Origin of the sequence: Pedobacter sp. CG_S7, from assembly GCF_040544395.1 — a bacterium.
In the GTDB taxonomy this organism is placed as follows: Bacteria; Bacteroidota; Bacteroidia; order Sphingobacteriales; family Sphingobacteriaceae; genus Pedobacter.
Map to the genome: position 1 here is coordinate 1 of NZ_JBEONS010000010.1, position 13,245 is coordinate 13,245.

Sequence of the window (13,245 nt, forward strand, 5' to 3'; positions counted from 1 at the left end):
CAAAGGGGTCTCTGGTAACCAAAAGGCTAAAAGCCGGCTGGGACGATCAATTTCTCCTTAAAATTTTAAATCAAATTTAAATGCGTTGACCCTGGGAAGAAACCTGTTCTTAACATGCATTAACCCCTCAAACCACTGATAACTAACCCCTAAAAATTATTATTTTTTTTCCTATAGTTAGCAGCACGAGGGCAACACACAAAGCCAAACTCATGATCAGCGGCATAAGTAACACAGAACTCTCCGGAAAAAAACTAACCGCAACTGAAGCCAGGGCACCAAGACCCATCTGCAATTCGCCCATTAACGCTGCAGCACTACCGTCGTTTTTAGTGAAGGGAGCCAGAGAAAGGGCAGCAGCATTAGGATTGATCAAACCTAAACAACATAAAAATAAAGCGATAAGTGCCATTGTGTTATAGATTTTAAGGAGTAAATGGAATCAGGTTTATAACTTTCAGGTAAGAAAAAATAAACAGCAGCCAATTATTTGACACCCATAAATGCAAGAAAAAGAAATACATATTTCCAACCCATGGCAGTAATTAAGTAATCACCAACTGTAGGGAACAGCATTCGGCGAAACTGCAATAAATCTCCTACCATGACCATGGAACCCACTGCTGTGGCACAACTATCAATAGCTTGTATAAAACTTAACAATCTGTTGGTTGATATCCTTCACAGCCAGACAGGCTAAAGAAGCCGTGATTTAAACCAATAAGCAGATATAAATGGGCTTTTTCCTTCCAAATTTATCAAGTAAAGAACCGTAGAGCAATTGTCCGAAAGAAATACCGATGAAGAATCAAGACAAAGAAAGCGAAACTTTAGGCACCAGTGGTATTGAGGTCTTTGGCGATGGCATCAAATCCAGGCAAGTACTGTCAATAAAAAAAGAGCCCAGAGCAGCTAAAGAACCAAGTACTAAAATAATGAGTATTTTCATTTGAGATTCCGCATCATTGCTTCAACAATACTTGCAAAATCCTGTGTAAAATGGTGGCCTCCGGGAATATTAACGACCTGGAGGCCATTTTTAGTAAATCTCATTTTTTCATCATCATTTTCTTTTTCCCCAAAAATACAAAGCGGCATAAGGGCTTTGATCTTTTTAGTTTCAGCGATGACATCAAACTGGCCTTTTTTATAACCCATATGAAGCAAATCTAAAATATGGATTTCAAAATCAGCCTTCTCATCAGGCGACAATAATACCACGGTTTTAACTTGGGTCTTCATAGCATCAGGTAAGCGTTGGGCGATAAAAGGAATCACCGAAGCGCCAAAAGAATAACCAGCAAGTATGATATTCGGTTTATTCCATTCTTCCTGAAATTGTGAAATCACTTTACTGAAAGCAGCAGCAATACCTTCTGGTGTCTTTGCATTCCAGAAGTATTTTTGAGCGTCGAAACCGATAACTGAAAAACCCCTGGAAGCCATGGCTTCAGACAGGTTTTGGTCAAAACTCGTCCAGCCACCATCACCGGATATAAAAAAAACCAGGGGCAGTTTATTCCTTTTTGAAGAAGGAATAATAGTGAGGGGAATATTTTCCTTTGTCATTTTGCTTTGATGTATTGTGCTCGACAAAATCTTTTTATATGCGGCATTAAACTGTGGAAGCCAATTATCATTTATGGAAAACCCATGTCCGACTTTAGGTAAAGTGACCAGTTCTGTCATGGGCATACCTTTTAAGTAAGCCGAGGTAGCCTCAAAAGGACATGTTTGGTCCTTTACACCGTTTAATACAATAAAAGGCTCAGCCAATTTTTTAGTAGCTTCCAGGATGAAGGATTTCCCAGGCTTTAAAACATGCTGCGTCAATCCCAAGCCTTTGCACAAAGGTTTGGCCAGATCAATATCCGGACAAAAACCCAATGCAATAGCCCCCATAAAGGTATTTGTGGGAGCCTGAGCTAAGATACCATACACGAGGACGGCACCATAAGAATAGCCGATAAGTACAGGTTTATGATAAGTGGCCATTTTATACTTTTTTTGGATATCCAGACTTAATTCCTCAAAATCTGCGGCAGGGTACAAACATGGAGAGGAAACTTTCGAAAAATATTTTCCGTAATATTTAGCATCAATACCCAACACCAGCGCACCTTGGTTGGCTATATCTTTAGCCATATTTAAAACGCCACGCCTCCAGCCACCATCTCCCGATACAAATAGGGCCACCGAATTAGGCGTACCAACGGGATGATATATGGTAATTTTCCCGAACTTCTTATCAAACAGTGAATCAATTTCAAGGGAATAGGCCGCTGCACAACAACAGGCCATCAATATGAACAACAACAACAATCGCTTCATCATTTCAGGGTTTAAACACTTGGGTTAATACTGCCGGCACTTTTAGTAAGTCATAATCATCCTCATAAACCAGGTATTTAGGTTGCCATCCCGGAGAAAATTTTTCTTTCGCTTGTCTCAATCCCTTATAATGTGAAAATGACCTGATTTTTTCATAGGCAAACTTCATAGATCGTTCCGGAAAATTATGAGGATTACTTAAACCAGATAGGGGGGAAAAGCCAATATTAATAGCTTGAAATCCATTTTCACGTAGGTAGTTAAACAAAGCGATCATCATAAAATCAATTACGCCATTCGGTGCATCTGCTGTTTTCCTGATAAGATCGTATGTACCTTCCCCCTTCACATGATCGGGGATGATATTTAAAAAGGCAACAATCTTTTCCTCTGCATTTTCAACAGTTATAATAGTTTGTTGTTTTAACTCTTCCCAAATAAACATCCCTTGAGAAAAAACAAATTCATTTCTTTTCGTATTTACCAACCATTCCTCAGAAACTGCTTCCAGTTTTTGTAGCATGCCATCAGGAATAGGCGGCTTATAAACTTTACTTAAAAAACCTTCGCTGCTTATCTTTTTCAGAGCATTACGGATTGATTTTTTGTTGCCGCCCTCCAATGAATCTTAACGTTCTCACGGATAAAAGGAATTAGAAACTTAATTTGCTTCATTTTATAATGCTTTTATCGCTGAGCTGAAGATTTTTATACTTTCTTGAATCTGCTTTATAGCGAATCTAAAATAGGGAGTATAATTGATTAATTTCCAACAAAATACATCATTATCAACTAATATTGAATGTTCATGCCGGGTTGGTTAATGAGCAATTCAAGTTTATATGTAAGCACCTTCAATGCACATTGTCCTTATGCAGCGCATTCGACCGAGTGCAGAAAGGTCATGGGTTATTCAGATTCGTTCTTTTTACCCGAAATATTATATAACACAAAACCCATAAATAAAAAGAGCAAAACCCCGATAATTTGATAGCCACCCTCACCAAACCACTGGGTAAACAGCGGAGAAACATCAACTTTACTTAAATTATTCCGAACAGAAGGAATCACCATCAGTACTGCCACAATTACCCCTGCCAGTGCACCACCGGCAACCAATCCGGTTGCAAATAGATTACCTGGACCAAGCTCATCTTCCTCCTGTGTTTTTACTTTTTTGCGCTCTTTCCAATTGATTAATCCTTTAATACAGCCCCCCGCAAAAATAGGCAGGGTAGTAGAAAGGGGTAAATAAGCACCTACTGCAAACGATAAAGAATTAATACCACATAGCTCTACAGTAATGGCAATAAAAACACCAACAAGCACATATTGCCAATCCAGGTTAAAAGACAGCATCCCTTTAATAAGGGTAGCCATTAAAGTAGCTTGCGGCGCCGAGTATTCCTGCGTACCAATAGCATGTTTTATTCCTTGAGCAAGCATTTCTGGTGTGGGGGTATCCAAAATACGAACCGTAAGTCCGATAACAATAGAAGAAACTATAACTCCAATAAATAAAGCAATTTGTTGATACTTAGGCGTTGCACCGATTAAATACCCTGTTTTTAAATCCTGAGAAGTAGCCCCGGCATTGGCTGCAGCAATACAGATCATGCCACCAACAACCAATGCCATAGGTTCATAAACTTTACCTGTCCACCCTACAGCTATAAAAACCAGGCAGGTGCCCATAATGGTAGCGATGGTCATTCCTGAAATAGGGTTGTTACTGGAACCGATAAGGCCTACAATGCGACTTGATACAGTCACAAAAAAAGCCCCGAATATGATTACCAATACCCCAATAAGAAATTTATTAGTGAAGCTATCGCCCGGAATTTGCGGCAGAAAAGCAACCAAAAGAATCAAAGCCAAACTGCCAATACCCACTAATTTTAAGGATAGATCACGCTCAGTTCTTTTGATTTCAGCAACTACTTTACCCTCTTTAATAGACCCCAAACTATCTTTGAAGGATGAAATAATAGTTGGTATCGTTTTCAACAAGGTGATAAAACCTCCCGCAGCAACTGCTCCAGCACCAATTTGTTTTACATAGGCCTGGTAAATCGCTAACGGATAATCACCAAAAGTTTGCGTAACAGGGTCCCAGCCTACAGAACCTCCAGCTTTAGTGATGTCTGCCAGTAAACCTAATTTAACCAGTTGACCAGCGGCAAGCAATGGGTCTAACAAAGTTGCCAATAAGGGTATTAAGGCAAGCCAGGCTAATACACCGCCGGCAACAAGTACACCTGAAATTTTTGGCCCGATAATATAGCCTACACCCAAATATTCTGGCGTTATTTCACCACTCAATTGTGCTGAGGGTAAAAACCGATTCGTCTGCTTGCTTACCCATGTTGGCGCTTCTGCAATCACATGAAATACTTTCTGCAGCATGGCATAAACCATGGCAAAGCCCAATCCCCAAAATGCAGTCCTGGCGAAAGTTCCACCACGTTCACCTGCTTTTAAAACCGACGCACAAGCGGTGCCTTCAGGGTAGGGTAGCGCTTCATGCTCCTTAACAATTAGAGAACGGCGCAATGGAATCATCATTAATGTCCCCAATATACCCCCTAGAATTGCCAGAATCAGAATCGTCATATAATTGAAGAATGCTTCTCCAGAACTTTGTCGGCCAACATCTGTACTCAAAAACAAGAAGCCCGGCAAAGTAAAAACCACACCTGCAGCAATCGATTCGCCTGCAGATCCTGTGGTTTGGATGATGTTATTCTCAAGTATTGTAGTTTTAAAGAATTTTTTACCAAGGGTGATGGCTAAAACGGCAATGGGTATGGAAGCTGAAACCGTTAATCCCGCTTTAAGGGCCAAGTAAACTGTTGCCGCTCCAAATATAATCCCTGCAATACTGCCCAGTAAAATAGATTTTACCGTTAGTTCTGCCACATTACTCTCTGCTGGCACAAATGGTTTGAATTCTTCTTTCATGAATAATAAATAATTTTAAAGGTATATTTTTTTAAACTATATTTCCATCTTTGGCTGTTTACTTCGAATAAAGTTTGCCCGCTGATACAATTAGAAGCTTATGATAGCTTCATAACCTTTAAAAAAATAAATATACCAGATGAAAAATAAAGCTATTTTTTTAGACCGTGACGGTGTTTTAAACCATGAGATATATGATTATATCTGTACCATAGAAGATTTTGAAGTTTTAGAATACCAGATCCCAACATTAAAAAAACTGTACGACGAAGGTTATATGCTAATCATCATTACGAACCAGGGGGGCATCGCAAAAGGGCGATACACGGTAGAAACATTGGCCTCCATGCATCAGGTTTTGTACGATAAATTTGAAGCACAAGGAGCTAAAATAACGCACGCCTATTTTTGTCCGCACCACCCAAGCGTTTCAGTAGATTGTGATTGCCGCAAACCTAAATCAGGAATGTTGTTGGAAGCCATAGCGACCTATAATATTGATCCCTCTTTATCAATCATGGTAGGAGATAAACCAAGAGATGTAGAAGCAGGAAATGGGGCAGGGGTGAAAGGAATATTGATTGCTCCTGATGAGCCAATTAGTTACGAAAAGATAAAAGAAGTTTTAGCTTCTTAAAAAAAAATGTGCGCTACTTTATCAGTAGCGCACATTAAAATACTATTTACTATTTGGCTCCATTTGCAGCCTTATCGTGATCAGCTAAAAACTGTGCTAATCCACTATCTGTTAAGGGGTGCTTTAATAAAGCTGTAATTGCACTTAATGGAGCTGTAATAACATCAGCACCTAATTTTGCACAATTCACAATATGCATAGGACTACGAATAGAAGCCGCAAGAATTTCCGTTGGATATTCGTAATTATCAAATATTAACCTGATATCTTCAATTAAAACTAAACCATCTGTAGAAATATCATCTAAACGACCTAGAAATGGTGACACATAACTTGCTCCGGCTTTTGCCGCTAATAAAGCTTGTCCGGCAGAAAATATTAAAGTACAATTGGTTCTGATTCCTTTTGAAGAAAGGTATTTAATAGCTTTAACACCATCTTTAATCATCGGAATTTTAACCACAATCTTTGGATCCAGTTTAGCTAATGCTTCACCTTCTTTAATCATTTCGTCAAAAGTAGTTGCAATAACTTCTGCACTTACATTATCATCTACAATAGCACAAATAGCTTTGTAATGAGCAATTACATTTGCTTCACCAGTAATTCCTTCTTTTGCCATTAGGCTTGGATTGGTGGTTACACCGTCTAAAACGCCAAGGTCATGGGCTTCTTTAATCTGATCAAGATTAGCTGTATCAATGAAAAATTTCATATTATTTATTTTGAAAATTTAATTAAATGAATAAATCAGGATTAATTAGGAGGCTAAATTAGACAAAATGTTTGTTACAATGAACAAACGAGTGATGAAAAATTCAGTTTAATAATAAGTTGGGGATAACCATATTTCCTTTCTCAGAAAAAGAAAAAAAATGGGCAAGCACCTTTTATCGCACCGCTACAACCTTCTACCCTTGCTTCGTTCCCGCCCTGGGGGAGTTCAAAGGGAGCTGATCGTAAAAGACTTGCCCGGGACAAATGTAGCAAAACAGTTCAGTTTACGAAAAGAAATTTAATAAATATTCTGCTTTTTTACACCTTCAATGCGTAATTTACTGATTTTTAAGTGCTTGAAAAGGAAGAAAACTTTAAAACAATTACCACAAAGCAGCATACAAAAAGTAATATTTACATTAAACCCAATCTTGTATTATGAAATTTGTATTTTAATGACTTTAAAATTGAAGCGTTAATAAAAATAGCCGGAAATATTAGTAATTCAATTCGACATTTCAAAAAAGAGATGCAAATATTGTAATTAAACGCAGAAACCGTATCTTAGTGTCTTTAACACACTTTAGTTTTATGGACCAAACAAAAGATAATCAGGGATTATATGATCAACGTTTTGAACACGACGCTTGCGGCATCGGTTTTGTTGCTCATGTAAAGGGCAGAAAGTCCCAGCAAATCATTTCAGATGCGATTACCATCCTTGAAAACCTAGACCATAGAGGTGCATGTGGTGCGGAGATTAATACCGGTGACGGAGCCGGAATAATGATTCAAGTTCCTCATGAATTCCTTTATGATGAATGTTTAAAGGTAGGATTTAGCCTAAATAAATCAGGCGACTATGGCGTTGGAATGCTTTTTTTACCAAAAGATATTAAATCAAGAGAAGAGTGCCGGGAGGTGATTTATCGTGCCGCCGAAAAACTTGATCTTGAGGTACTTGGCTTTAGAAAAGTACAAACTAACCCCGCAGGAATTGGAGATATGGCTTTGTCTGTAGAGCCTGAAATGGAACAAGTTTTCATTGCCAGGCCTTATGAGATTGCCGCAGGGGCAGATTTTGAACGTAAGTTATATGTATTTAAAAACTACCTCACCAAAACAATCCTCAATACAGTAAACGGAATTAAATCTGATTTTTATATCGCCTCATTCTCCTCCAGAACAATCGTATATAAAGGTCAGTTAACTTCTATGCAGCTAAGAACATATTTCACTGAATTAAGTGATAAACGTGTTGTTTCTGCTTTTGGTTTAATTCACTCCCGTTTTGCTACAAACACTTTCCCTTCCTGGAGACTGGCACAGCCTTTCCGCTACATTGCCCACAATGGTGAAATCAACACCTTGCAAGGTAACCTTAACTGGTTCAGAGCTAGTGTAAAATCTTTCGCTTCTCCTTATTTCACTCCTGAGGAGCTAAATATATTGTTACCTGTTATTGATGAAACTCAATCTGATTCAGGTTGTTTAGATAATATAGTCGAATTATTACTTCATGCTGGTCGTTCTCTACCTCATGTTTTAATGATGTTAATTCCTGAAGCTTGGGATGGTAACGATGATATGGACGAATTGAAGCAGGCTTTTTATAAATTCCATGCTACATTAATGGAGCCATGGGATGGACCAGCAGCTATTGCTTTTACTGACGGAAATTTAATTGGTGCTACTTTAGATAGAAATGGTCTTCGTCCTTCAAGATATGCTATTACAGAAGATGATCGTGTAATTATGGCCTCTGAAGCTGGTGTTTTAGCTTTAGACCAGAGTAAAATCATTGAAAAAGGCCGCTTAACTCCTGGAAAAATGTTCGTGGTAGACATGGAACAGGGTAGAATTATTAGCGATGACGAAATCAAAAAGGACGTATGCAGTAGACGACCTTATGGAGATTGGATCAACCAATACCAAATCAGACTGGAAGAACTTCCTGATCCCAAAGTGGTGTTTAGTAATTTATCTGAAGAGACTATCTTTAAATACCAACAAATATTTGGCTACAGCAGGGAAGATATAGACATGATCATTAAACCAATGGCTCTGGATGCCAAAGAACCTCTTGGTTCTATGGGTACAGATATTCCATTGGCAGTGCTATCTCAAAAACCGCAGCATTTATCTTCTTATTTTAAACAATTGTTTGCCCAGGTTACTAATCCACCTATTGACCCGATCAGGGAAAAAGTAGTGATGAGCCTTGCCGGTTTTATGGGTAATAATGGTAATTTATTGGAAGAAAATGCCTTGCAATGTCACTGTGTGGGTATTAAGCATCCAATATTAACAAATTTAGAACTCGAAAAACTAAGGAGTATTGATACCGGAGTTTTTCAATCTAAAACTTTACAAACTTATTTTAGAGCGACTGGAAAACCGGGTGCCATGGCTAAAGCACTCGACCGCCTTTGTCGTTACGCCGTTGATGCTGTTGAAGATGGTTTCCAAGTATTAGTGTTATCAGATAGGGCGCTTGATTCTGAGCATGCCGCTATTCCTTCTTTATTAGCCGTATCGGCAGTTCATCACCATTTGATCCGCAAAGGATACAGGGGTGCTGTTGGTATAGTTGTAGAAGCTGGTGACGTTTGGGAAGTACACCACTTTGCTTGTTTAATTGGCTTCGGGGCTACTGCCGTTAATCCATACCTTGCCCTGGAAACGATTAAAAGCTTTGAAGATGAAAGTGTTCTGAGCAGAGAAAAATTGATGCAAAACTATATATATGCCATCAATAATGGTTTATTGAAGATCTTTTCTAAAATGGGAATATCTACTTTACAATCTTACCATGGTGCGCAGATTTTTGAAATACTTGGCATACATAAAAATGTAGTAGACAACTACTTTACTGGCTCTGTATCTAGAATTGGTGGACTAGGGTTGGATGAAATTGCTACTGAAGCTTTAATTAAACACAGCCGAATTTTTGGTAAAGCTAACCGCCCGGATACTATTTTACCTACCGGTGGAAATTACAAATGGAGACGCAAGGGAGAGCAGCATTTATTTAATCCGCAGACCATCCACTTGCTTCAAAATGCAACAAGAAGAAAAGATTACAACATTTATAAACAATATTCAAAACTGATTAATGAGCAAACAAAACAGGCTTTTACCATCAGAGGTTTGTTTGAATTCAAATATGATCGTCCGGCTGTACCTTTAAATGAAGTAGAACCTGTAGAAAATATATTGAAACGTTTCGCAACAGGAGCCATGTCTTTTGGCTCGGTTTCTCATGAAGTGCATTCCACGCTGGCTATTGCCATGAACCGCATTGGCGGAAAAAGCAATACTGGCGAAGGGGGTGAAGACGAGATGCGTTATGAGCCTTTACCTAATGGCGATTCTATGCGCTCAGCAATTAAACAGGTTGCTTCCGCACGTTTTGGAGTAACTAGCAACTATTTAACCAATGCTGATGAACTGCAAATAAAAATGGCCCAGGGTGCAAAACCTGGAGAAGGCGGACAACTGCCAGGCCATAAGGTTGATGAATGGATTGCTAAGGTTCGTCATGCTACTCCTGGTGTTGGCTTAATTTCGCCACCTCCACACCATGATATTTACTCTATTGAAGATCTTGCTCAATTAATTTTCGATCTTAAGAATGCAAATCAACAAGCGCGTATAAATGTTAAACTGGTTTCTAAAGCTGGTGTAGGTACAATTGCTGCCGGGGTTGCTAAAGCTCATGCAGATGTGATTTTAGTTTCTGGTTTTGATGGTGGTACCGGTGCTTCTCCTTTAACCTCTATTCAACATGCAGGTTTGCCCTGGGAACTTGGCTTAGCCGAAGCGCACCAAACATTGGTTAAAAACCGCTTGCGTAGCAGGGTTGTGCTGCAAACTGACGGCCAACTAAAAACAGGTAGGGATATTGCCATTGCTACTTTATTAGGTGCTGAAGAATGGGGTGTTGCTACCGCTGCTTTAGTTACTTCTGGCTGTATCATGATGCGCAAATGCCATTTAAATACTTGTCCGGTTGGCGTGGCTACACAAGATCCAGAATTAAGGAAACTTTTTACCGGTGAAGCTGATCATGTTGTAAACCTCTTCCATTTTCTTGCGGAAGAACTTCGTGAAACAATGGCTGAACTTGGTTTTAGAACAGTAAATGAGATGGTGGGTCAGGCTGATGCACTAATGGTACGTGAAATTAATGCCGCAGATTGGAAACTCAAAGACCTTGATTTTTCTGCCGTATTGTTTAAAGCACCTGAAAATGGCTTGACTTTCTATAATTCAGAAAAACAAGACCATGGACTGGCTGATGTATTGGATCGTAAGCTTATTAAGGCCGCACAACCAGCTCTATTAAATAAAGAACCTATATTTAAAGAGTTTGCAGTTAAAAACACTGACCGTGCTATAGCAACCATGTTATCTAATGAAGTTTCAAAACTCCATAAAGGACAAGGATTGCCTCCGGATACTATAAATTTAAAATTTAACGGTTCTGCCGGACAAAGTTTTGGTGCTTTTGCTGCCAGAGGTATTTCTCTGGAGCTTGAAGGTGAGGCGAATGATTATGTGGGTAAAGGACTTTCTGGTGCCAGGTTAAGCATCTATCCTTTTTCAAATGTTACTTATGTTCCCGAACAAAATATCATTATTGGCAACGTTGCCTTGTATGGTGCAACTTCAGGCGAGCTCTACATTAGAGGGCAGGCTGGAGAAAGATTTGCCGTAAGAAATTCTGGTGCTACTGCAGTTGTGGAAGGACTTGGTGATCATGGCTGTGAATACATGACTGGTGGTGAAGTATTGGTGATAGGTGAAACCGGTAGTAATTTTGCTGCTGGTATGAGTGGTGGGGTTGCCTGGATCTACGATACCAAAGGCAATTTTGAAAGCAAATGCAACAAAGAAATGGTAGATCTCGATCCTTTAAATGAAGAAGATGAACTAAGAATCAACACTTTGCTTAAGAAACACATCCAACTTACAAAAAGTAAATTAGCACAATTCATATTAAATGACTGGGCAACACAATCTGCTCACTTCATTAAAGTATTCCCTAAAGAATACAAAGCTGTGTTATTAAAAAGAAATGCTAAAATAAAAATATCTTAATCATGGGAAAAGTAACCGGATTTTTAGAATATGAAAGAACTGCTCCTGTAAAAGAAGATGCGAAAACACGTTTAACGCATTATGATGAGTTTGTTCACCTCTATCATGCTGATCAAATTAACAAGGAGGCCGCCCGCTGTATGGATTGTGGCATTCCATTTTGCCAATCGGGATGCCCCTTAGGTAATGTAATTCCTGAATTTAATGATGCTGTATACAGTGGCGACTGGGAACAAGCAACAGCTATACTATTGAGCACAAATAATTTTCCTGAATTTACTGGAAGAATTTGTCCGGCTCCTTGTGAATCTGCCTGCGTATTAGGTATTAACAAGTCACCGGTTTCTATCGAAGAAATAGAGAAACACATTATAGAAATGGCTTTTGCAAAAGGTTACATCAAGGCACAAGGGCCCTTGATCAGGACTGGAAAAAAAGTAGCCATTGTTGGTTCAGGTCCTGCAGGTTTAGCTGCTGCAGCACAATTAAATAAAGCTGGGCATGAAGTTACTGTTTACGAACGCGACGATACCCCTGGTGGTTTGCTTAATTACGGTATTCCTGATTTTAAACTTCAAAAAGATATTGTCACCCGACGCATCAGCTTGATGGAAAAAGAGGGTGTTATATTTAAATGTAATTCAAATGTAGGGGTAAATGTAGAGCTGAATACGCTCTTAAGAGAATTCCAATCCATTATTCTTGCTGGTGGCTCAACTATACCTAGAGACCTTAACCTATCTGGCCGGGATGCTAAAGGAGTGCATTATGCCATGGATTTTTTGAAACAACAAAACAAAAGAGTAAGGAATTTTAATATTGACCAGGAAGCCATTTTAGCTACCGGAAAAGATGTTATTGTAATTGGTGGTGGCGATACAGGTTCTGATTGTATTGGAACGTCTAACAGACAGGGGGCTAAATCTGTTACCCAGTTTGAGATTATGCCAATGCCTTCACAAGCGCGCACCTCAAATATGCCATGGCCAACTTATCCCATGTTATTAAAAGTTACTTCTTCTCATGAGGAGGGTTGTAACCGCGCCTGGGCAGTAAATTCTAAAGAATACATTAAAGATGAACAAGGTAATTTAAAAGCCCTAAAAATTGTTGATGTAAAATGGGATATAGATGCAAACGGCAGACCAGTTAATTTTACCGAAATTGAAGGTACCACACGTGAATTACCTTGCCAACTTGTATTACTCGCCATGGGCTTTCTTCATCCTCAAAAAGAAGGACTAATAGAAAATTTAGGTGTAGAACTTGATAACCGTGGAAACGTAAAAGCGGAAGAAGGTAAATACCAAACCAATATTGCTAAAATATTTGCCGCCGGCGATATGAGAAGAGGCCAATCTCTAGTAGTGTGGGCAATTTCTGAAGGACGCGAAGCAGCACGTAAAGTGGATGAATATTTAATGGGCTTTAGTAAGCTATCCAGTAAAGATGGCATTCCTTATGCTTAAGTAAATTTATTATATAAAATCCTTTAA

The 13,245-nt window shown here is 39.0% G+C and carries 9 protein-coding genes and 1 other RNA gene; 4 read left to right on the forward strand and 6 right to left on the reverse strand.

The features are described from left to right. Positions 1–142 precede the first annotated feature (142 nt). Entirely contained in the window at positions 143–412 is a 270-nt protein-coding gene (locus AAKU52_RS07545) for a hypothetical protein (RefSeq protein WP_354331897.1), read from the reverse strand. 388 nt (positions 413–800) lie between these two features. Here AAKU52_RS07545 and AAKU52_RS07550 point away from each other — a divergent pair, with 388 nt between their 5' ends. Beyond that, on the forward strand, positions 801–953 hold the full coding sequence (locus tag AAKU52_RS07550) for a hypothetical protein (protein ID WP_354331899.1): 153 nt from the start codon (positions 801–803) through the stop codon (positions 951–953). On the opposite strand, the gene AAKU52_RS07555 is transcribed toward AAKU52_RS07550, so the two are convergent. The 3 genes from AAKU52_RS07555 to AAKU52_RS07565 all read right to left on the reverse strand — a co-directional run bounded on the left by AAKU52_RS07555 (position 946) and on the right by AAKU52_RS07565 (position 5,292). After that, positions 946–2,334 carry an AcvB/VirJ family lysyl-phosphatidylglycerol hydrolase gene (locus AAKU52_RS07555; RefSeq protein ID WP_354331901.1) on the reverse strand — a complete coding sequence of 463 codons (1,389 nt, stop codon included), beginning with the start codon at positions 2,332–2,334 and terminating at the stop codon, positions 946–948. The genes AAKU52_RS07550 and AAKU52_RS07555 overlap by 8 nt on opposite strands. A gap of 1 nt (position 2,335) precedes the next feature. After that, a complete protein-coding gene (locus AAKU52_RS07560; protein WP_354331903.1) occupies positions 2,336–2,953 on the reverse strand; it encodes a phosphatidylglycerol lysyltransferase domain-containing protein in 618 nt (205 codons plus the stop codon). A gap of 287 nt (positions 2,954–3,240) precedes the next feature. After that, positions 3,241–5,292, reverse strand: a complete 2,052-nt coding sequence (locus tag AAKU52_RS07565) for an OPT family oligopeptide transporter (protein WP_354331905.1) — start codon at positions 5,290–5,292, stop codon at positions 3,241–3,243. A gap of 139 nt (positions 5,293–5,431) precedes the next feature. On the opposite strand from AAKU52_RS07565, the gene AAKU52_RS07570 reads away from it, so the two are divergent. Then, positions 5,432–5,929, forward strand: a complete 498-nt coding sequence (locus AAKU52_RS07570) for a D-glycero-alpha-D-manno-heptose-1,7-bisphosphate 7-phosphatase (protein ID WP_354331908.1) — start codon at positions 5,432–5,434, stop codon at positions 5,927–5,929. Positions 5,930–5,978: 49 nt separating this feature from the next. Here the strand turns inward: AAKU52_RS07570 and fsa are convergent, their stop codons facing one another. Continuing rightward, the gene (fsa, locus tag AAKU52_RS07575; RefSeq protein WP_354331910.1) at positions 5,979–6,644 is read right to left on the reverse strand and encodes a fructose-6-phosphate aldolase; all 666 of its coding nucleotides are present in this window, start codon (positions 6,642–6,644) and stop codon (positions 5,979–5,981) included. Positions 6,645–6,803: 159 nt separating this feature from the next. Beyond that, an RNA gene (gene ffs / locus AAKU52_RS07580) (signal recognition particle sRNA small type) lies at positions 6,804–6,903 on the reverse strand. Between the two features lie 334 nt (positions 6,904–7,237). On the opposite strand from ffs, the gene gltB reads away from it, so the two are divergent. Both gltB and AAKU52_RS07590 read left to right on the forward strand, forming a co-directional pair. Beyond that, complete coding sequence (gltB, locus tag AAKU52_RS07585; protein WP_354331912.1) at positions 7,238–11,749, forward strand: glutamate synthase large subunit; 4,512 nt, start codon at positions 7,238–7,240, stop codon at positions 11,747–11,749. Positions 11,750–11,751: 2 nt separating this feature from the next. Continuing rightward, positions 11,752–13,218, forward strand: a complete 1,467-nt coding sequence (locus AAKU52_RS07590; protein ID WP_354331914.1) for a glutamate synthase subunit beta — start codon at positions 11,752–11,754, stop codon at positions 13,216–13,218. Positions 13,219–13,245: the final 27 nt, after the last annotated feature.